The organism is Geodermatophilus amargosae, from assembly GCF_900116515.1.
In the GTDB taxonomy this organism is placed as follows: domain Bacteria; phylum Actinomycetota; class Actinomycetes; order Mycobacteriales; family Geodermatophilaceae; genus Geodermatophilus; species Geodermatophilus amargosae.
Window position 1 is genome coordinate 127,687 of the sequence record NZ_FPBA01000015.1, and the last position, 19,523, is coordinate 147,209.

The window sequence follows — 19,523 nt, forward strand, 5'->3', positions numbered from 1 at the left end:
GTCCTGACATAGTCCTCGGCCATGTGGCCCGCATCACGCCGGGCGCACCATGCCGAGGGAGGCTCCCCGTGCCGTTGGTCCGCATCGACGTCGTCGAGGGACGGCGCAGTCCCGAGGAGCTCCGCCTGCTGGCCGACACGGTCCAGGAGGTCCTGCTCGACGACTTCGCCGCTCCGCCCCGGGACCGCTACCAGGTGATCACCGAACACCGTCCCGGGCAGCTGATCTGCGAGGACACCGGGCTGGGCATCGAGCGCAGTGACGACCTGGTCGTGCTCCAGGTCTTCCAGCAGGGGCGCTCCGACGAGCAGAAGAGGGCCCTCTACGCGGGACTGTGCCGGCGGCTGGGCGAGGTCACGGCCCTCGCCCCCGGCGACCTCGTCGTGTCCGTCGTCGGCAACACCCGGGCGGACTGGTCCTTCGGACTCGGCCGGGCCCAGTTCCTCGACGGCGACCTCTGACCGCGGTCCTGCGACACCCGTCCCGCTCGCGTCCGGAAGGAGGCACGACGTGCACCCACGGAACCCGGTCCTCGCCGACCGCGACCCCGCGGCGTCAGGACGGACGGCGGCCCAGGCGCATCCGGTACGGCGCCCTCGGAGCCCGGGCCTCCACGAGGACGGCCGGGGCCTCCTCCGACGGCCCGGGACCGAGCTCGTCGAGCATGCGGTCGACGGTGGTGAGCAGCGCGGAGTTCAACTCCCACAGCCCCGTCCTGCTGCGGGGGTCGCCGATGAGCAGGTCCGCCATCAGCGCACGGCCGCTGCTCAGGGCCGCGAGGGACCCGGCCAGCCGTGCCTGCGCGGTGCGCCGGGCCTCGCCGGGCTCAGCCGTCAGGACCCGGCCGAACTCTCGGACCACGGTGCCCATGCGCTCCAGGAGGCTGGCGGTGGTGTGCTGGACGGTGGCGGCATAACCGGCGTCGTCCCGGACCCCGGTGCGCTCCCGGGTGGCGTCGTCCATCGCGCGGAACAGCGTGCGCAGCGAGACGGACGTGTACTCGAGGGCGTCCAGGCCGGCACGTACCCCGGTGGTCGCCCACGGGGACCGCAGTGCGCGCACGTTGAGCCGGCGGCTCTCCTCCGCGTGGGCGAGCGCCCGGTCCAGCCGGGGGACGTGCCGGTTGAGCCGGCGGGCGTCCTGCAGCCAGCGCGTCGACTGCTCCGGGGTCACGGGTCCGGTGACGAGTGCCATGGCGGCGTCGTCGAGGAGCGCGGCGATCTCACCCGCGAACCGCTCGACCGACCGGACCGCGTACCGTGTCTGCACGGCCGGCGGGAACAGCACGTTGACGAGCATCCCGACGGCTGCGCCGATCAGCGTCTCGAGGACCCGCTGGCCGCCGAGGGACTCCGCGCCCACGGCGCCCACCCCGAGCACCAGCATCGCGCTGATCGGCACCTCCACCAGGTGCGGACCCAGCCGGAGGAGCTGGCCGACGAGGATGGCGGCCGCCACCAGCGCGCCGAGGCTCCACCAGGTGAGCCCCACGACGGCGGCGAAGACCACCGCGAGCGCCACACCGGTGACCACGCTCAGCACCCGCTGGACCCCGTTCACCAGGGTGCTGGTGAGCGTCGCCTGCACGACGAGCAGCGCGCTCAGCGCCGCGATGAGCGGCGGCGGCTCGTGCAGCCCGACGAGCTGCGCGACGAGGTAGGCGGCCACCGTCGCCCCGGTCATCCGGAGCGCCCGGAAGACCGCGGACCGGCCGCGCCGGCGCACCAGGTCCACAGCACCGGCTGCGAGCTCGCGGACGGACGCGCGACCACCCTTCCGCCAGTGGGCCACGCGGTCATCCTCCGCGACGCCGACCGCCGGCGGCGCCCGGCTCGCCGAGGGGCGACCCATCCCACCTGTCCCCGTCCGCGCGCTCGCACGCCGGCCGGCGACGCGGTCCTCCGGTCCTGCATCCCGTTCCGTGGGCGCGACCCCTGTGCCCGGCCGCGCGGCCGGGACCCCGCTCCCGGGCACCGCATGCCCGTCGACGTGTTCCCGCGGACCCCGCGTCCGCCCGTCCGGTGTCCCCGTCCCGACGGGAAGCCGGGGGCGCCCTCCCTCTCCTCCCGACACCTCCACCCGGGGCCATGACGGCCTCCTCCCCGAAAGAGCGGCCCATGTCGATCCACTCGTCCTCCGGGACGTCCACCGGAGCGCGGCGATCACCCGCGCACAACCGGTTCCTGGTCAAGCTGACGGTGATCTCCACCCTCGGAGGTCTGCTGTTCGGCTACGACACCGGGGTCATCTCCGGTGCGCTGCTGTACATGCGGGATGACCTCGCCCTCACCACCTTCACCGAGGCCGTGGTCGTCAGCTCGCTGCTGTTCCCCGGCGCGGCGTTCGGCGCCCTGCTCGGCGGCAAGCTGGCCGACAGGCTCGGCCGCAAGGGCAGCCTGCTCGTCTGTGCCGGCCTGTTCCTGTTCGGCGCCCTGATCTGCGCGATCGCGCCGAACGTGGCGATCATGACCGGGGGACGGATCCTGCTCGGCTTCGGCGTCGGGGCCGCCGCGGTGACGTGCCCGCTCTACCTCGCCGAGATGGCCCCCGCCGACCGGCGCGGCCGCATGGTCACCATCAACGAGCTGATGATCGTGACCGGCCAGTTCCTCGCCTTCGCGATGAACGCGCTGCTGGACGCCGTCATCGAGGACGCCAACGTGTGGCGGTGGATGCTCGGCATCGCCACGATCCCCGCCATCGCCCTCCTCGTCGGGATGTTCTTCCTGCCGGACTCGCCGCGCTGGTACGCCGTGCGCGGGCGGTTCGAGGACACCCGGCGCGTCCTCGGCCTGAGCCGCGACCCGGCGGAGGCGTCCGAGGAGTACAACGTCATCGTCGAGCACGCGAAGCGGGACACCTCCGAGGACAAGGGTGCGGCCCTGCGTGACCTGCGGGCGTTCCCCTGGATGCGGCGGATCCTGTGGCTGGGATGCGGCCTGGCGACGGTGCAGCAGGCGACCGGCATCAACACGGTCAACTACTACGCGCCGACCATCCTCGAGTCGACCGGACTCGGGGCGAGCGCCTCGCTGATCCTGACCATCACTGTCGGCGTGGTCGCCATCATCGGCACGATCCTCGGGATCGTCCTCATCGGCCGGCACAACCGCAGACCCCTGCTGCTCGCCGGCTTCACCGGGGTCGCGGCCGGGCACGCGGTGCTGGGCTTGTCGTTCCTGCTCCCGGAGTCGGGGTTCAGGAGCTACCTGATCCTCGCCGCGATGCTGCTCGTGGTCTTCTTCGTGCAGACGTTCATCGGCACGCTGGTGTGGCTCCTGCTCTCGGAGATCTTCCCGATGACGATCCGCGGCTTCGCGATGGGCATCGCGGTGTTCGTGCTGTGGACGGTGAACGCGGCGATCTCCTTCGCGTTCCCGCCGCTGGTGGAGGCGCTGGGGGCCAGCCTGACCTTCGGGTTGTTCGCGCTGGTGAACGTGGGCTCGCTCGTCTTCGTCAAGAAGTTCGCACCGGAGACCCGGGGACGTTCGCTCGAGGAGCTCGAGGACGACTTCCGGACGCACGACCTGGCCGAGGTCGCCCACGAGGCCCCCGTCAGCGTCCGCGGCGGCTGACCACCTCATCCCCGACGGTGCCCGTCACCCCGCTCGCCGGGGTGGCGGGCGCCGCCGTCGTGTGGGGCAGCGGACCCCGGGTCAGAGCAGCCGCGGCAGCGGGCGGACGACCAGGCGCTCCTCGACCGACCGGCCGTCCAGGACCAGCCGGGCCCGCCAGATCCCGGACGTGCGCAGCGGGGTGATCGGGTCTCCCCGCGCGAGGCGCCGGAAGGTGTCCCGGGCCTCCTCGGCCGTGGCGAAGGCCTCCCACCGCGGGACCCGCTGCAGCGGCCCCAGTGCCTCGATGCGGTGCGGCTGCCGGGCGTCGTCCGGGAGCGGGCCGGGCTCCTCCGGGACGACGGCGGACAGCCGCGGCCGGCCCAGCACGTACCTGCCGTTGCGCCGGACGCCGAGCCAGTCGTAGTTGCCCGTCGCCAGCTTGGCCCACAGGACCTCGGGCTTCCGGCACTGCTCGAGCACCGCGTACACCTGCTGGCCGAGGACCACCTGGACGTGCGAGCGGTCAGGCATCACGACCGATCGTAGGCACCGCCGGCACCCCCACCGTCCACCAGCACGTGCCCGCCGGCACCGGGGTGCGCGTCGACGGGCCGGTCGAGTTCGCGGCCGGCCGCGGCCAGCACGGCCTCGCGCACGCGGTCGAGGGTGGCGGAGCGCAGCCGCCACTGCTGCCAGTACAGGGTGACGTCGACCGCGCCGGCCGGGTCGAGGTCGACCAGCTCCACCGCTCCGTCGCGCGCCTGCAGGTCGGGCACCATGCCCCATCCCAGGCCGAGGGTGACGGCGGCGAGGTAGTCGGCGGAGGCGGGCACGAAGTGCACCGGTGGCGCGACGGTGCTGCCGGCCTGCGCGTGCAGGTAGCGGTGCTGCAGGTCGTCCTTGCGGTCGAAGACGACGACCGGGGCCCGGGCGAGCGCCTCGGGGGAGGGGCCGGAGGGGAACCAGCGCCGGGCGAACCCCGCCGTGGCCATCGGCCGGTACCGCATGCCGCCCAGGCGGGTGGAGCTGCAGCCGGGCACCGGTTCGGCCTGCGCGGTCACCGCCGCCATCACCGTGCCGGCGCGCAGCAGGGCGCTGGTGTGGTCCTGGTCCTCCCGGTGCAGGTCGAAGCAGACCTCACCGGCCAGCGGCGCCAGGGCGGGCAGCACCCAGGTGGCCATCGAGTCGGCGTTCACCGCAATGGGCAGCGTGGGCACCCCGTCGTCCGACCCGTCCCCGCCGAGCTCGCGGGCGACGTCGGCGGCGAGCAGGTCGACCTGCCGCGCCAGCCGCAGCACCGCCTGCCCGGACTCGGTCACCTGCACCGGCTTGGTCCGCACCAGCAGGATGCGGCCGGTCGCGACCTCGAGCGCGCGCAGCCGCTGGCTGACCGCCGACGGCGTGACGTGCAGCGCCCGCGCGGCGGCCTCCAGCGTGCCGCCGCGGATGGTCGCGTCCAGCGCACGCAGCTGCGCGAGGTCGAGCTCCATGGACAGCAACGCTAACGGTGCATCAGGATCTTCAGCTGGACCCGATGGTCACCGCTTCCTAGCGTCGACGGCGTGCCGACGACTCCCGCGCTGGTCGCGGTCGCCTCCGGGCTCGCGCTGGGACTGGGGCTGATCGTCGCCATCGGTGCCCAGAACGCCTTCGTCCTGCGGCAGGGGCTGCGGCTCGAGCACGTGAGCGCGGTGGTGGCGGTGTGCGCGCTGTCCGACCTCGCCCTGATCGTCGCGGGCGTGTTCGGGGCCGGTGCCGCCCTCGAGCGCGTGCCGTGGCTCGTCCCGGCCGTGTGCTTCGCCGGTGCGGCGTTCCTCCTCGGCTACGGCGCGCTGGCGGCACGGCGGGCGCTGCGGCCCGGCGTGCTCCTCCCGGACTCCGCGGGCGCCCGCGCCGGCCTCGCGGCCACGGTCGGCACCTGCCTGGCCCTGACCTGGCTCAACCCGCACGTCTACCTCGACACGGTCGTCCTGCTGGGCTCCATGGCCTCCACCCACGGCGAGCACCGCTGGGAGTTCGCCGCCGGCGCCGGGCTGGGCAGCATCGCCTGGTTCACCGTCCTCGGCTTCGGCGCCAGGCTGCTGCGGCCGGTGTTCGCCCGCCCGGCGGCCTGGCGGGTCCTCGACGGTGTCATCGCCGTCGTCATGACGGCCCTCGCCGTCTCCCTGGTCCTCCGCGGCGCCGGTGCTGCCTGAACGCCGCCCTCAGCCGACCACCCAGGTGTCCTTGCCGCCACCGCCCTGCGAGGCGTTGACGACCAGCTCGCCCTCGGTCAGGGACACCCGGGTGAAGCCGCCCGGCAGCACGATGGTCTCCCCGTCGACGCAGAACGCGTACGGCCGGTAGTCCACGTGCCGCGGCACGAGCGCGCCGTCGACGACCGTGGGGTGGGTCGACAGCGCCACCGGCTCCTGGGCGATCCACTCCCCGGGAGCGGCCAGGACGGCGGCCCGGGCGCGCTCGAGCTGTCCGGCGTCGGCCCGCGGGCCGATGAGCACCCCGTGGCCGCCCGAGCCCGACCGCGGCTTGAGCACCAGCTCCGGCAGCCGGTCGAGGGCCGCCCGGCACCGGGCGGGGTCACCGAGGTCGTAGGCGGGCTGCGAGCGCAGCTCCGGCTCCTCGCCGAGGAAGAAGCGGACCAGGTCCTCGACGTAGGGGAAGGTGCGCTTGTCGTCGGCGACGCCGGTGCCGAAGGCGTTGACCACCGTCACCGTGCCGGCACGCAGGGGGCCCAGCAGCAGCTCGCCCAGCTCGTTGGGCCGGCCGTCGTCGTCGGTCAGCCGCTCCTCGCTCGTGCGCCGCCAGAGCAGGTCCACCCGGCGTCCGTCGGGCAGCACCAGGGCGTCGCCGCGGACGCTCAGCTGCGCGGCCAGCAGGACCGGCGCGTCGACCATCTCCCCGAGCCGGTCGATCTCCCAGGCCACCGAGCTGCGCGGCCCGTCCCCGAGCACCGCCACGACCGGGTCGGGGACGTCGGTGGCGTCGGCGAGCATCCGCCGCATCGCCGTGCGGGCGGCCTCGCGCACCGGCGCCGGCCCCGGCTGCACGCCCAGCCGAGGTGCCACCAGGTCCCGCGCGGCCAGGGCGTAGGCCAGCAGCGTCGGCGTCCGCACGTTGTCCTCCAGGACGACGAGTCGCCCGTCGGCACCGCGGACGAGGTCGGGCCCGGCCATGCCGATCCACCGCCGCGGCGGCGGCAGGCCGGGGGCCAGGTAGCGGTTGGTGTCGAGCACGACGGCCGGCACGACGCCGGCGCGGACCGCCTCGCGGGGACCGTGGGCGTCGGCGACGAAGGCCTCCAGCGCCCGCAACCGCTGGTCGAGGCCGGTGGCCAGCCGCTGCCACTCGGCGCGCTGCAGCACCCGCGGCACCGGGTCCACGGTGAACACGTGCGCCTCGTCCGCGGGCCCGTGCAGCAGGCCGAGACCGGCGGCCGCGCGGGCCACGTCCGCGGCCAGCGCGCCCGGGCCGAGCGCGCGGACGGCGGCCAACGCGGGCGCCGCGTGACCTCGGTCGCTGCCGTCGGGCAGCAGCGCCTCGTCGAGGCCGGCCCCCGCGCTCACGCGGCTGCCGCGCGCTCGGCCGCTGCCCGCTCGGCGACGGCCAGGGCGGCGCGGGCCACCCACCGCCCCTGCTGGGGATCGGTGACGTCGAAGCCGAAGGGCGCATTGGCCTCGAGCGCGAGCAGCCGGCCGTCCGGCTCGACGAGCACGTCGACGCCCATCAGCCCGCCACCGAGGGCGGCGACCATCCCCTGGGCCAGGCGCGCCGTGTCCGGCGGCGCCTCGTACACCCGCGGGTAGACCGTCCCGTGGGTGACCAGCGCGCCCTCCTCCCGGGACTTCTCGTAGACCAGGGAGGTGGCGGTGGGCGTGGCGAAGATGCGGGCGCACGCCGGCTCGGCGATCCACTCCTGCAGCAGCGCCGCGCCGCGCCGGTGGCCGCCGGACGCCTCGTGGGCCCGCCAGGCCGCGTCGACCTCGTGGGCGGCGGCGAGGTCGCCGACCAGCTCGATGTACCGGGCGCCGTCGCCCAGCGCGGGCTTGAGCACCATCCGCCGTCCGGGCATCGGCCACTCCCGGACCCGGGCCAGGTCCCACGCGGCGGGCTGCGGCACGCCGGCGGCCGCCCACACGGCGTGGGTCACGAGCTTGTCGGCCGAGGCGACCAGCGAGGTGACGGGGTTGAGCAGGGGCACGCCGGCCGCCTCGAGCAGGACGGCCAGGGCGAAGGTCGGCGCGTAGGCGACCACCTCCTCGACCAGCACGTGCGCGATCGCCAGGTCGTAGTGGCCCGGCGGCGGGCCGCTGACCGGCCAGTCGGCCGGTAGCCGGGCCAGCCGCTCGACCTCCGCGCCCTGCTCCTCCAGCGCCCGCACCCAGGCGGCCGCGTAGCCGGCGTCCTCGTACCAGTCCTCGTCGGTGATCACCAGCAGCACGCGCACCTCGTCACTGTGCACGCCAGCCGTGACCCCCGCACCACGCGCAGCACGGACGCAACACGCGCGACACCCCGGAGGACACGTACCGGTCCTACCGTGCGGGCGCATGACGCAGGTGACGCCGGGGAGCCGGTCCCGGGACGGTCACGTCGGGCGCTCGGCCACGGCGCGCCGGCGGCGCTACACCGCCGAGCTGGCGGGGGCGCTGCCGCCGAGCGAGTCGTTCGAGACGTGGCTGTCGGCCGGCGGCGACCTGGCGCCGGACTTCTCCCGTCTGCCTGCGCGCACCGGTCTGTGGTCGCCGGTCGACGGTGTGGCCGGGGCCGACGGGTGGCCGGCCCGGCGCGCGGTGCTGCGCGCCCGCTGGCGCAGGTGGCTGACCGGTGCGCCTCCGCCCGCCCTCCGCCGCACGTCCGTCCGCGTGGACCGGGTGCGGACGGCGGGGAGGGTGGAGGTGCGTGAGCTCGTCGTCGGCGAGGGCTGGTCGGTGCGTGCGCGGCTGCTGCTGCCCGTTCCCGCGGCCGGCGTGGCACGGGACGTGCCGGTCTACCTCCTGCAGTCGAGCCACGGGCCCTGGGCGGAGGCGGCGCTGGCCCGCGGGTGGGGCGCCTGCCTGGTCTCGGCCGCGGACGGGGACGACGACACCGAGGCCGTCGAGCGCGTCTTCCCCTCGGTCGTCGCCGGCCGTCTGGCCTGGCGGGCGTGGGCACTGTCGCGGGTCCTCGACGCCCTAAAGGACCAGACCGGGGTGGACGCCCGCCGGGTGCTGGTCGGCGGGCACAGCCGCAACGGCAAGACCGCGCTGCTGGCCGCCGCCTTCGACGACCGCTTCGCCGGCGTCGTCTCCAGCTCCAGCGGCGTGCTCGGCGCCATCCCCGCCCGGCTGTGCACCGACCGGCACTTCGGCGAGGGGGTGGAGCTGCTCACCCGGCACTATCCCGGCTGGTACCACCCGCGGCTGCGCTGGTTCGCCGGGCGGGAGCACCGGTTGCCCACCGACGCCCACGAGCTGCTCGCGCTGGCCGCGCCGCGGCCGGTCCTGGTCTCGGTGGCGGTCGAGGACCCGGTCGAGCGCGTCCCGGCCGCCCGCGCGGCGGTCGACGCCGCGCGGGACGCCTTCGCCCTGCTCGGGCGGCGCGACGCCCTGGAGCTGGCGCTGCGCCCGGGAGGGCACCGGGCCGGCGAGTCCGCCGTCGCCGCCCAGCTGGACTGGGCGCAGTCGGTGCTCGGCGGCTCGACGCGTCGCCCCGGGCGCGTACCGGTGGCGCCGTCCCCGGTCCCGTGGCCGGCCGACCGCGTGCGCCCGGGTCCGCACCCGGTCCGCGGGCCGCGGCTGCAGGCCGCCGTCCGCGCCGCCCTGGGCCCGGGCGGGCGCGCTGCCCGCCCGGGTGCCGTCGCCATCCCGGTCCCCAGGGCGGGGGAGGACCGGCTGCGCACCGGGGACGGTGTGGCGGTCACCGTCCTGCGCCCGCCGGAGGGGGGCAGCGGCCGCGGGCTGGTGCTCTGGCTGGGCCCGCCGTGCGCGGCGACCGGGTGGCGGGCGGGGTACGAGCAGGCCGAGCCGCTGCCGGAGCTGCTGGCCGCGGCCGGCTGGGCGGTCGCCTGCCACGACCCGGTCGGCAGCGGCTCGCGGCACGGTGAGCGCCCGTCGCCGGGGTCCTCGCCGCTGGGCCGGATGACCGCCGACGCGGCCGCGGTGGCCGCCGTCGCGGCGGCGGCCACCGGGCACGACCGGGTGTGGGTCGCCGCCTACGGCACCGGGGCGCTGGTGGCGCTCCACCTGTTCGCCCTGCACCTGTTCGCCCTGGACGCCGGGCCGGAGGACGTGCCCGTGGCCGGTGCGGTGCTGGCCGCGCCCAGCTGCGGTGAGCCCCTGCTGCGGGCCCGGCCGGAGTACACCCTGGCCGACCTGCTCGCCGCGACGGCGGACCGCCCCGCCGTCGTGCTGGACCCGGCCTGGGACCCCGAGGCGCCGGCCGGCGCGGTGGCCGCCGCCTGCCGGGCCGCCGGTGTGCCGCGGGTGCCGCTGGCCGACTGGCACCGGCTCTCCGGCGCCACCCGGTCGGCGATGGTCGACTGGCTGGACGTGCACGGCCCGCGGCGGGCCCTCGTCTGACCGGCGGCCCCGGTCCCCGGAGCCCGCCTAGGATCGCGCGACAGGACTCGGACCCGGGAGGTCTGGTGGTCGTCGCACCGGTGCACGTGCTGCTCGGTCCATGAGCGGGTTCGACCTCGCCGTCCCGCGGCGGGTGCTGTTCGGCCCGGGGCGCGCGGACGAGCTCGCGGACCTGCTGCCCACGCTGGGGCGGCGGGTGCTGCTGTGCGCCGGGAGGGACCCCTCGCGCCACCGGTCCCTGCTGGGCGGGATCGACCCGGTCGCCGTCGTGTCGGTCCCGCACGAGCCGACGGTGGACGACGTGCGGGCGGCGACCGCGACGGCTCGGGACGCCGGCGTCGACGTGGTCGTGGCGATCGGCGGCGGCAGCGTGCTGGACACGGGCAAGGCAGTCGCCGTCCTGCTGGGCAACGGCACCGACCCGCTGGACCACCTGGAGGTCGTCGGCCGGGGGATCCCCGTCGAGCGGCCGGCCCTGCCCTGCGTCGCGGTCCCCACGACCGCGGGCACCGGTGCGGAGGTGACCGCCAACGCGGTGCTCGCCTCGCCGGAGCACGGCGTCAAGGCCAGCATCCGCAGCCCGCACCTGCTGGCGGCGGTCGCGCTGGTCGACCCGCTGCTGACGCTGACCTGCCCGCCGGCGGTCACCGCCAGCAGCGGGCTCGACGCGCTGACCCAGTGCCTGGAGCCCTACGTCTCACCCCAGGCCAACCCGGCGACCGACGCCGTCGCGGCGGCCGGGCTGCGGCGGGGTGCCCGGGCGCTGCAGGCCGCCTACGAGCGCGGCGAGGACGGAGCGGCCCGCGAGGAGATGGCGCTGTGCAGCCTGTTCGGCGGCATCGCGCTGGCCAACGCGAAGCTGGGGGCGGTGCACGGGGTGGCCGGCGTCGTCGGCGGCATGGTGGACGCACCGCACGGCGCGGTGTGCGCCGCGCTGCTGGCGCCGGTGGTCGAGGCCAACGTCCGGGCGCTGCGCGAGCGCGAGCCGGCCTCTCCCGCGCTGCGGCGCTACGCCGAGGTCTCCCGGCTGCTCACCGGGCGGGACGACGCCGGCATCGAGGACGCGGTGGCCTGGCTGCGCGAGACGGTGGCCGCGCTCGACGTGCTCCCGCTGGGAGCGGTCGGTCTCCGGTCGGCGGACCACGTCGAGGTCGCCGCGAAGGCGGCCCGCTCCAGCAGCATGCGAGGCAACCCGGTGCTGCTGACCGAGGACGACCTCGTCACGGTGCTGCGCGCGGCGTCGTGACGTCCCGGGCCACCCGTACGGGGCGTCGTGCCCCACTGGGGCATCGCGCCCGGGACGAGGTCAGCCGCACGGTGCGCCGTGGGGGAGCGGGCTCACCGGAGCCGCGCGCCGACCTGGGCGGCTGACGCGACCACGGCTCGTCCGATCTCCGTGGTGTCGACCGCGTCGTCCACGTACACGACGGCGAGCGCCCCGCGGACACCGCCGTCGGGGCCGAGGACGGGTGCGGCCACCGACCGGAAGCCGGGGATGACCTCGCCGTGGGAGGTGGCCCAGCCCAGCGCGCGGGCCTCGGTGAGCTCGCGCCGGTCGTCGGGACGGGCGGGCTCCGGGATCAGCAGGGCCAGCCCGGGTGCTCCCCGGCCCACGGGGTGGCGGATGCCGGGCCGGTAGGCGACGTGGGCCGCCGAGGTCTGCGGTTCGATGCTCGTGACCGTGACGGCCTCGTCGCCGGCCCGGACGACGAGGAACGCGGTCATGCCCAGGTCGGCGACCAGTGCGTCGAGCTGGGGAAGGGCCGCGGTCTGCAGGTCCGTGCGCACGCCACGGGCCAGGGCGGCCATTCCCAGGCCGAGGCGGTAGTGCCCGGCGGGGTCCCGCTCGACGAGCTGGTGGTCCTCCAGCGTGCGCAGCAGACGGTAGGCGATCGAGCGGTGCAGGCCCACGGACTGGGCGACCTCGACGATCGGCTGGGGGGCGGCGACCGCCGCCAGGTGCTCGAGGATGCGCAGCCCCCGGTCGAGCGTCTGGGACTGGGGCGCACCCGCCCCTCCATCGGCCGCCATCCCCTGGTGCCTCCTCGGTCGGCTGCGTTCCAGCCTACGGTCGCCGTGCGGTCGGGCCGGGGCGACCGCGTGCCGTGCCGCGGGAGTGCAGGGGTGTCGCGGGAGGGCTCACGTCGCACGTGCCGGCTCGACCCGGCCGGTGACCTCGCCGAGGGAGATCCGGCCGCCGCCGGTGCCGGGTGCGGTGGCGGTGAGGGTGACCACGTCGCCGTCCTCGAGGAAGGTCCGCGTCGTCCCGTCGGGGAGGGACAGCGGCTCCCTGCCGCCCCAGGAGAGCCCGATGAACGAGCCGCGCTGGTCCCTGGCGGGCCCGCTGACGGTGCCGGAGGCGAACAGGTCGCCGGTGCGCAGCGACGCGCCGTTGACGGTCACGTGCGCGAGCTGCTGGGCCGGCGTCCAGTACAGGAGGCCGAAGGGCGGGCAGGAGACCAGCTCGCCGTTGAGCCGGACCTCGATGCCGACGTCGAGGCCCCACGGCTCGACGTCGGTGTCGTCGAGGTAGGGCAGCAGCGTCGCGTCCCGCGCCGGCGGGCGGACGCGGGCCGCCTCCAGGGCGGCCAGCGGCACCACCCACGGGGAGACCGAGGTGAGGAAGGACTTGCCGAGGAACGGGCCCAGCGGCACGTACTCCCAGGACTGCAGGTCCCGTGCCGACCAGTCGTCGACCAGGCAGACGCCGAACACGTGGTGCCCGAACGCGCTCAGCGGCACCGGCCGGCCGAGCTCGGACGGGGTGCCGACGACGAAGCCGAGCTCGGCCTCGATGTCGAGGCGCTGCGACGGGCCGAACGTCGGCGCGTCGTCGGCCGGGGCCTTGCGCTGACCCGACTTGCGCACCACGGGGGTCCTCGACACCTGCACCGTCCCGGCGCGGCCGTGGTAGCCGATGGGCAGGTGCTTCCAGTTCGGCGTCAGCGGCGCCGAGTCCGGCCGGAACATCCGGCCGAGGTTCTCGGCGTGGTGCTGGGAGCTGTAGAAGTCGACGTGGTCGGCGACCTCGACCGGCAGGTGCAGCGTCACCTCGCTGCGCGGGACCAGGTGCGGCTCGACGGCGCCGCGGTGCGCCTCGTCGGTGAACCAGCCGGTGAGCCTGGCGCGGAGCTCCGCCCAGGCCTGCGGCCCGCGGGCGAGGAAGGCGTTGAGCGAGCCGGTGGCGTGCACGTCGTCGCCGGTGGACGCGGCGAGGTCCAGCACGGAGTTCCCGACCGCCACGCCGGTGCGCGGCGCGGTGCCCTCGGTCGAGAAGACGCCGTAGGGGAGGTTGTCGACGCCGAAGCCGGTGTCGGCGGGCAGGTCGAGCCAGCTCATGCGGGGATCCGATCCGGTGCGGGCAGCAGCCCGAGCGCGACGAGGTCGTCGACCGGCTCGAGCACGCTGCAGGTGCCGAAGGAGGTGAGGACCGCCCAGGCCTGGGCCCACCGGTCGGCCGGCCAGCTGCGCAGCGCGGACACGATGGCCCCGGCGTCGGACTCCCCGAGCCGGTCGACGGCGACGGCGGCCGGCTCGCCGGCGAGCAGCGCGCCGGTGGCGAGCAGGACGTCCAGGAAGCCGTGGTGGGCGGAGCCGGTGACCGGGTCGGTGTGCCGGACGGCGGAGTGCAGTCCCGCGGTGCACGTGAGCGTGCGGGGGACCTCCACGGCTGCGGGAACGCCGGCGGGGACGGCGTCGTCGGGGGCGGCGAGCGCCGCCCGGGCCGCCGCGACGACCGAGACGTCGAACGGGTCCCCGTCGCCCGAGGTGCGGGGATCAGCTCGTCGAGGCCGGGCGGCGGGGACGACGAAGCGCCCGACCAGGTCGCCCAGCCGCGCGCTCAGCTCCCGGTGCCCCGGGACGGCGGCGGCCGTCGGGACGTCCCCGGGCGGGAACAGGGCCGCGTCGTCGGAGGAGCCGGTGAACACGGCCGTCATGCCGACGGGCCCCGTCCCGACCAGGTCCAGGCGTACCTGCCGTCATCGACGGCGATGCCGCCCTCCCCGAGGTCGAGCGGGCGGAAGGTGTCGACCATGACGGCGAGCTCGTCGAAGGACTCCGCGCCCAGGGAGCGCTCGACGGCGCCGGGCTGCGGGCCGTGGGAGTGCCCGCCGGGGTGCACCGAGATGGAGCCCCTGCCGATGCCGGAGCCCTTGCGGGCCTCGTAGTCGCCGTCGACGTAGAACATGATCTCGTCGCTGTCGATGTTGGAGTGGTAGTAGGGCACCGGCACCGCGAGCGGGTGGTAGTCGACCTTCCGCGGGACGAAGTTGCAGATCACGAAGTTGGCGCCCTCGAACACCTGGTGCACCGGCGGCGGCTGGTGGACCCGGCCGGTGATCGGCTCGTAGTCGGCGATGTCGAACGCGTACGGGTAGAGGCAGCCGTCCCAGCCGACGACGTCGAAGGGGTGCTCCGGGACGACGTGCACGGTGCCGGCCAGGCCGCCGGGGCCGTTGCCGCGGTGCTTGACGTACACCTCGACGTCGGTGCCCTCGGCGATCAGTGGCGCGGTCGGGCCGCGCAGGTCGCGCTCGCAGTAGGGGGCGTGCTCGAGGAACTGCCCGTACCGGGACAGGTACCGCTTGGGTGGGGCGATGTGGCTGTTGGCCTCGATCGCGTAGGTGCGCAGCGGCTCGCTGCTGGTCGGGACCCAGCGGTGCGTCGTCGTCCGCGGGATGACCACGTAGTCGCCCCGGCCGACCTCCAGCGCGCCGAAGGTGGTCTCGACGGTGGCGGTGCCGCGCTCGACGTAGACGCACTCGTCGCCGGTGGCGTTGCGGTAGTACGGGCTGGCCAGCGACGACACGGCGTAGGAGATGCGGACGTCGCCGTTGCCGAGCACCAGGCGGCGGCCGGTGACGGGGTCGGTGCCCTTGTGCTCCTCGCCGGGGAACAGGTCGTGCAGCTTCAGGTGCCGCGGGACCAGCGGCGCGTTGGGCGTCAGCGTCTGGTCGGGCAGCTCCCACGGGCGGGCGTCGACCAGCGCCGACGGCACGCCACGGTGGTAGAGCAGCGAGGAGTCCGAGCTGAACCCCTCCTCGCCGATCAGCTCCTCGGAGAACAGGCCGCCGTCGGGACGCCGGAACTGGGTGTGCCGCTTGGGCGGGACCTCGCCCACCTGTCGGTAGAACGCCATGGGGTGTGCCTCCTCGGGCGGGTGGCAGAGATGGCCATCTCTGCCGCTGGGGATCGGTTCAGGCGTGGACGAGGGTGGAGAGGGGACGGGCGAGCAGCCGGGCCGTCGCGGGTGCGACGTCGGCGGCGCGGGTGAGGACGGCCGCGACGTGGGCGTCCGGGCGGAGCACCCAGATCTCGTCGGGCCGGGCGCCGAGCGCCTCGCGCAGGACGGGCCCGGCGTCGAGGTCGCGGAGGCGGTGCACGGTGACGGGCAGGTCACCGGTGTCGGGCAGGTCCGGCACCGGTGCGTCGTCACCCACGAGGACCGTGACGCCCTCGCGGGCGAGCTGGCGGAGACGGACGACGTCGGGCCGGCCGGGCACGGTGACGGGGCAGTCGGGGACCAGGACGCCGGGCGCGGGGACGGGGACGTCGCCGCGGGCGGGCCGGCCGGGGAAGGGCCGCCGGTCGTCGGGGGTGGTCAGGGGGGAGTCGACGTACCAGAACGGCTCGGCCAGCCGGCCGGAGTCGACCTCGGCGCGGGCCTGCGGATCGGTGGCGGCCCGCTCCAGGACGTCGAGGCGGTGCCGGGCCTCCTCCTCGTTCCTGGGCACCAGGAACCGCATGGTCGCCCCGGTGACGTCGAGGTTCTCCACGGCCGCGGCGTGCCGCTCGTCGTGGTAGCTGTCGAGCAGCGACTCCGGCGCCCACTCGCGGAGCACGAAGGCGAGCTTCCAGGCCGCGTTCTCGGCGTCGAGGACCCCGGAGTTCAGGCCGCGGGCGCCGAACGGGGAGAACAGGTGGGCGGCGTCGCCGGCCACGAGCACGCGGCCCACCCGCATCCGGTCCACGACGCGGGAGTGGAACCGGTAGACCGACTTCCACACGATCTCGTGGTCCCGGTCGCCGATGACCTGGCGGACGCGCCGGTCGAGCCCACCGGAGGCCTCCTCGGCCGCCAGGTCGAAGTCCGGCGGGACCTGCCAGTCGATCCGGAAGGTCGACTCCGGGCAGGGGTGGATGAGCACCTGGCGGCCGGGGTTCCACCCCGGGTCGAAGTAGAAGCGCCGCTCGGTCTGCCAGCCGGGCAGGTCGGTACGGATGTCGCAGATGAGGAACTGGTCGCCGAAGGTCTGGCCGTCGAAGGTGAGCCCCAGTGCGGTGCGGACGACGTCGGCGCGCGGGCCGGCGCAGGCCACCGCGTGGCTGCCGGAGACCGTCGTCCCGTCGGCGCAGGAGACGGACACCCCGCGGTCGTCCTGGTCGATGCCGGTGACCTGATGCCCCCACCGCACCTCGACGAGCGGCTGGGCGGCGATCGCCTGGTCCAGCAGTTCCTCGGTGAGGCACTGCGAGACGTTGACGAAGGGCGGGAACGGGGACCGCCCGCGGTCGGCGAACTCGACGCTGAACACCTCGGAGTCGCGGTGGAAGGTGCGGGCGGTGGTCCAGGTGACGCCGCGGCGGGCGATCTCGGCGCCGACGCCGACGGAGTCCCAGACGTCGAGGACGTCGCGCTGCTGGCAGATCGCCCTGCTCCCGACGAGGTCCCTCGCGGGACGGCCGTCGAGCACGACGACGCGCAGTCCCCAGCGGGCCAGCAGGAGCGCCGTGGTCTGGCCCACCGGGCCGCACCCGATGACGACGACCGGCGCTTCCGGAGGGGTCCCGGAGGTGGTCATGGCGCGCTTCAGCCCTGCAGCTGGTCCCACACGGCGCGGTCGCGCTCGGCGGTCCAGATGACGGGGCGCTCGGTGCCGGAGAACTCGTCCCACAGCCGGGAGACGTCGAAGGGCAGGCAGTGCTCGAAGATCGGCCACGCGCCGTACTGGGGGGCCAGGGCCGCGTGGGTGGCCTCGAAGGCCTGCCTGAGCGTGCCGCCGGCCCGGTGCACCTCGCCGACGGTGCGCTGCATGGTGAGCAGGAAGTCGCGGGTCTGCTCGATCGCGGCGTCGACCTCGTCGCGGCCGCGCGCGATCCTGCCGCGGCCGCCGACCAGCTGCTGCGCGCCGAGGGCCTCGACCCGGTCGAGGGTCGCGGCGGCCCAGTCGAAGTGGAACGCGTCGCCGGTGTAGAGCGCGGCCTGGGACTCGACGAGGTCGCCGGCGAAGAGGATCTCCTGCTCGGGCAGCCAGGCGACGATGTCGCCCTCGGTGTGGCCGCGGCCCAGGAACTCCAGGACCAGCTCGCCGCGGTCGCCGCCGAGCTCGATGGTCAGCCTGTCGCGGAAGGTCATCGTGGGCCAGGTGAGGCCGGGGATGGACTCGGGCTCCTCGAACAGTCGCGGCATGCGGCCGTACTCGCTCTCCCAGTCCTGCTGGCCGCGCTCCTCGATGAGGTGCTTGGTCTGCTCGGAGCTGACGATCACCTCGGCCTCGAACGCGCTGGCGCCCAGCACTCGGACGGCGTGGTAGTGGCTGAGCACCAGGTAGCGGACCGGCTTGTCGGTGTGCTCGCGCAGCCGGGCCAGCCAGCGGCGAGCGGCGACCGGGGTGGCCAGCGCCTCGAAGCAGACGAGGAAGTCCTCGCCCTCGATGGCGCCGAGGTTGGGGTCACCCTCGGCGGTCAGCGCGTACACGCCGTCGGCGAGCACCTCGAGGATCTGCTCCTTGGCGCCCAGGTCGGCGGAGGAGGCGAAGGGCTTGGCTGCCATGGAGGCTCTCCTGGTCCGCGGACGATCGATAAAAGAACGCATCGTCCACTTACCGATTGGACGGTAGGCCGAAGTGGTCGGTGACACAAGAGCGGCGCCGAGCGGACGTGGTGGGATGTCGGCCCCGGGCGGTTTCTCGTCCACCGCACCGGGCAGCAGGCCGGGATCGGCCCGCAGCCGGAAGGCCTCCAGCGCCGGCCCGAAGACCGCCTCGGCGGCGTACTGGTAGCGGGACGTCATCCCGCGCGGTGGCGGGTGAGCTCGCTCGCGGACGCCTGTGGAGCGGGGAACTGGTCCTCGCTGCGCGGGAGGGGGATCAGCGGTGTGGGTGCCGTCGTCCCGCGTCGCGCGCCGGGCTCGGGCGGCGGGGCCAGTAGGCCGGCGTCGCGGGCTCGCTGGACCGCCATGAGCCGGTCCCGCACGCCGAGCTTGCGGTACAGGTGCTCCAGGTGCTTCTGCACCGTTCTCGGCGACGCCGTCAGGCGGTGGGCGATCGCCTGGGCGGTGAGCCCTTCGCCGAGGAGCGTGAGAACGGCGAACTCACGCTCGGTCAGGCCGGCCGCGCGGACGCGGTCGCATCGCCACTCCGGTGCGTCGTGGAGGACCCGGTGCTGGCGGACCAGCGCGGTCAGGGCCGGCAGGACCAGGGTGGCGAGGTCGGCATCGGCATCGGCGAAGTCGTCGTCGGGACGGCTGACCACGTACGCCTCCATCCCGTTCCCCACCCGGAGCGGCAGGGAGAGCTGGTGGGTGATCCCGAAGTGGCGCGCGAACGCCGACCACTCGGCCGCCATGCCGGCGGAGGCCACCTCGCGGGGCACCCGGCCGAGGACCTGGGCCGCCGGGCTGCCCATCACCGAGTACCAGCGGATGAGCGGGTGGGTGGTGGCGTCGGGGAGGACACCGGGCGACGGCACCTGCGGCAGGTAGTCGTCGGGCCAGCCGGAGACGACGTGGTCCACCCAGGCGCCGTCGACGACGTCCAGCGAGCAGCAGGCCGCGTCGAAGGACTCCCGGAGCAGGTCGGCCACCCGCGCGTGCGGGAACTCCCGCGCTCCGGGCTGGCCCTGCAGGACGTCGCCGACGAGCTCCAGCCACGCTGCGTGACATGTCGTGGTGCTCGACACGCAGCTGACCGTAGTGAGCCGGTTGCCGATCGTGCAGGGCCTTTTGTCACGGCATCGTTCCGCCGCGTGACCGGCGCCGGCGGGGTGGCCCGCCGTCCATACGTAGAACTGCGTAGGGCCGCGCCCGTCCGGCCTCAATAGCGTTGCCTCCCGCACCTCGAACGAGTGCGCCTAGTACTGCAACGGCACTTGAGCGTGTCGCTGTCGTGATCGGCTGAGGGCTGGTAGCAGCGTGGGCGGATGCGCTGCGATGGCCTGGTGGCCGAGGTGCAGGACTGGGCGGCGGGGCTGGAGGAGGTCCACCGGCGCATTGCCGCTGCGTTCAGCCGCGCCGAGCCGCGGGCCCGGGTGCTGGCCTATCTGCGCGGGTTGTTGGGTCAGCTGGAGCGCAAGAACGGCTGCACGCTGGCCGAGGCCGCCGGTGAGGTGTCTCCGGACGGGATGCAGCGGCTGCTGCGCACCGCGGACTGGAACGCCGACGCGGTCCGCGACGAGCTGCGCGACTACG

Annotated in this window: 18 protein-coding genes; 6 read left to right on the forward strand and 12 right to left on the reverse strand. The window is 75.3% G+C overall.

Annotation, left to right across the window (positions count from 1 at the left end):
• The first annotated feature begins 68 nt into the window (after positions 1–68).
• A complete protein-coding gene (locus BM414_RS18545; RefSeq protein WP_093581716.1) occupies positions 69–461 on the forward strand; it encodes a tautomerase family protein in 393 nt (130 codons plus the stop codon).
• Between the two features lie 94 nt (positions 462–555).
• Here the strand turns inward: BM414_RS18545 and BM414_RS18550 are convergent, their stop codons facing one another.
• Positions 556–1,791 carry an FUSC family protein gene (locus BM414_RS18550; RefSeq protein WP_175551678.1) on the reverse strand — a complete coding sequence of 412 codons (1,236 nt, stop codon included), beginning with the start codon at positions 1,789–1,791 and terminating at the stop codon, positions 556–558.
• Between the two features lie 326 nt (positions 1,792–2,117).
• Between BM414_RS18550 and BM414_RS18555 the strand changes: the two genes are divergently transcribed.
• Positions 2,118–3,575, forward strand: a complete 1,458-nt coding sequence (locus BM414_RS18555) for a sugar porter family MFS transporter (RefSeq protein WP_093581720.1) — start codon at positions 2,118–2,120, stop codon at positions 3,573–3,575.
• Positions 3,576–3,656: 81 nt separating this feature from the next.
• On the opposite strand, the gene BM414_RS18560 is transcribed toward BM414_RS18555, so the two are convergent.
• Together BM414_RS18560 and BM414_RS18565 are read right to left on the reverse strand one after the other, a co-directional pair.
• Positions 3,657–4,088 (reverse strand): hypothetical protein, encoded by a 432-nt coding sequence (locus BM414_RS18560; RefSeq protein WP_139245944.1) that lies wholly within the window; start codon positions 4,086–4,088, stop codon positions 3,657–3,659.
• On the reverse strand, positions 4,088–5,047 hold the full coding sequence (locus BM414_RS18565; protein WP_093581724.1) for a LysR family transcriptional regulator ArgP: 960 nt from the start codon (positions 5,045–5,047) through the stop codon (positions 4,088–4,090). Before BM414_RS18565 ends, BM414_RS18560 begins: the two co-directional genes overlap by 1 nt.
• A 72-nt stretch (positions 5,048–5,119) precedes the next feature.
• Between BM414_RS18565 and BM414_RS18570 the strand changes: the two genes are divergently transcribed.
• Entirely contained in the window at positions 5,120–5,752 is a 633-nt protein-coding gene (locus tag BM414_RS18570; protein WP_093581726.1) for a LysE/ArgO family amino acid transporter, read from the forward strand.
• Positions 5,753–5,761: 9 nt separating this feature from the next.
• On the opposite strand, the gene BM414_RS18575 is transcribed toward BM414_RS18570, so the two are convergent.
• Together BM414_RS18575 and BM414_RS18580 are read right to left on the reverse strand one after the other, a co-directional pair.
• On the reverse strand, positions 5,762–7,120 hold the full coding sequence (locus BM414_RS18575; RefSeq protein ID WP_175551679.1) for a circularly permuted type 2 ATP-grasp protein: 1,359 nt from the start codon (positions 7,118–7,120) through the stop codon (positions 5,762–5,764).
• Positions 7,117–8,001 (reverse strand): ATP-grasp domain-containing protein, encoded by an 885-nt coding sequence (locus BM414_RS18580; protein ID WP_139245945.1) that lies wholly within the window; start codon positions 7,999–8,001, stop codon positions 7,117–7,119. Before BM414_RS18580 ends, BM414_RS18575 begins: the two co-directional genes overlap by 4 nt.
• A 103-nt stretch (positions 8,002–8,104) precedes the next feature.
• On the opposite strand from BM414_RS18580, the gene BM414_RS18585 reads away from it, so the two are divergent.
• Positions 8,105–10,114, forward strand: a complete 2,010-nt coding sequence (locus tag BM414_RS18585; RefSeq protein WP_093581732.1) for a glucuronyl esterase domain-containing protein — start codon at positions 8,105–8,107, stop codon at positions 10,112–10,114.
• 100 nt (positions 10,115–10,214) lie between these two features.
• A complete protein-coding gene (locus tag BM414_RS18590; RefSeq protein WP_093581734.1) occupies positions 10,215–11,360 on the forward strand; it encodes an iron-containing alcohol dehydrogenase in 1,146 nt (381 codons plus the stop codon).
• Between the two features lie 92 nt (positions 11,361–11,452).
• Here the strand turns inward: BM414_RS18590 and BM414_RS18595 are convergent, their stop codons facing one another.
• The 7 genes from BM414_RS18595 to BM414_RS18625 all read right to left on the reverse strand — a co-directional run bounded on the left by BM414_RS18595 (position 11,453) and on the right by BM414_RS18625 (position 19,015).
• On the reverse strand, positions 11,453–12,145 hold the full coding sequence (locus BM414_RS18595) for an IclR family transcriptional regulator (protein WP_093581736.1): 693 nt from the start codon (positions 12,143–12,145) through the stop codon (positions 11,453–11,455).
• 108 nt (positions 12,146–12,253) lie between these two features.
• Positions 12,254–13,453: a fumarylacetoacetase gene (gene fahA / locus BM414_RS18600; RefSeq protein WP_093581738.1), complete on the reverse strand. Its 1,200-nt coding sequence runs from the start codon at positions 13,451–13,453 to the stop codon at positions 12,254–12,256.
• Positions 13,450–14,052, reverse strand: a complete 603-nt coding sequence (locus BM414_RS29530; protein ID WP_175551680.1) for a hypothetical protein — start codon at positions 14,050–14,052, stop codon at positions 13,450–13,452. The genes fahA and BM414_RS29530 overlap by 4 nt, the downstream gene beginning before the upstream one ends.
• Positions 14,049–15,254 (reverse strand): homogentisate 1,2-dioxygenase, encoded by a 1,206-nt coding sequence (locus BM414_RS18610; protein WP_093581740.1) that lies wholly within the window; start codon positions 15,252–15,254, stop codon positions 14,049–14,051. Before BM414_RS18610 ends, BM414_RS29530 begins: the two co-directional genes overlap by 4 nt.
• 58 nt (positions 15,255–15,312) lie before the next feature.
• The gene (locus BM414_RS18615) at positions 15,313–16,917 is read right to left on the reverse strand and encodes an FAD-dependent monooxygenase (protein WP_093581742.1); all 1,605 of its coding nucleotides are present in this window, start codon (positions 16,915–16,917) and stop codon (positions 15,313–15,315) included.
• Between the two features lie 8 nt (positions 16,918–16,925).
• Entirely contained in the window at positions 16,926–17,888 is a 963-nt protein-coding gene (locus BM414_RS18620; protein WP_093581744.1) for an MBL fold metallo-hydrolase, read from the reverse strand.
• Between the two features lie 236 nt (positions 17,889–18,124).
• A complete protein-coding gene (locus tag BM414_RS18625) occupies positions 18,125–19,015 on the reverse strand; it encodes a helix-turn-helix transcriptional regulator (RefSeq protein ID WP_093581746.1) in 891 nt (296 codons plus the stop codon).
• A 240-nt stretch (positions 19,016–19,255) separates the two neighbouring features.
• On the opposite strand from BM414_RS18625, the gene BM414_RS18630 reads away from it, so the two are divergent.
• Positions 19,256–19,523 (forward strand): transposase (locus BM414_RS18630; protein WP_139245946.1); only part of this gene is annotated, 268 nt, incomplete at its 3' end.

Excerpts from the sequence above, each read along its gene's own strand:
- BM414_RS18610 (WP_093581740.1), bottom strand. The coding sequence starts at position 15,254 with ATGGCGTTCTACCGACAGGTGGGCGAGGTCCCGCCCAAGCGGCACACC.
- BM414_RS18615 (WP_093581742.1), bottom strand. The coding sequence starts at position 16,917 with ATGACCACCTCCGGGACCCCTCCGGAAGCGCCGGTCGTCGTCATCGGG.
- fahA (WP_093581738.1), bottom strand. The coding sequence starts at position 13,453 with ATGAGCTGGCTCGACCTGCCCGCCGACACCGGCTTCGGCGTCGACAAC.
- BM414_RS18565 (WP_093581724.1), bottom strand. The coding sequence starts at position 5,047 with ATGGAGCTCGACCTCGCGCAGCTGCGTGCGCTGGACGCGACCATCCGC.
- BM414_RS18595 (WP_093581736.1), bottom strand. The coding sequence starts at position 12,145 with ATGGCGGCCGATGGAGGGGCGGGTGCGCCCCAGTCCCAGACGCTCGAC.
- BM414_RS18560 (WP_139245944.1), bottom strand. The coding sequence starts at position 4,088 with ATGCCTGACCGCTCGCACGTCCAGGTGGTCCTCGGCCAGCAGGTGTAC.
- BM414_RS18590 (WP_093581734.1), top strand. The coding sequence starts at position 10,215 with ATGAGCGGGTTCGACCTCGCCGTCCCGCGGCGGGTGCTGTTCGGCCCG.
- BM414_RS18620 (WP_093581744.1), bottom strand. The coding sequence starts at position 17,888 with ATGGCAGCCAAGCCCTTCGCCTCCTCCGCCGACCTGGGCGCCAAGGAG.
- BM414_RS18555 (WP_093581720.1), top strand. The coding sequence starts at position 2,118 with ATGTCGATCCACTCGTCCTCCGGGACGTCCACCGGAGCGCGGCGATCA.
- BM414_RS29530 (WP_175551680.1), bottom strand. The coding sequence starts at position 14,052 with ATGACGGCCGTGTTCACCGGCTCCTCCGACGACGCGGCCCTGTTCCCG.
- BM414_RS18585 (WP_093581732.1), top strand. The coding sequence starts at position 8,105 with ATGACGCAGGTGACGCCGGGGAGCCGGTCCCGGGACGGTCACGTCGGG.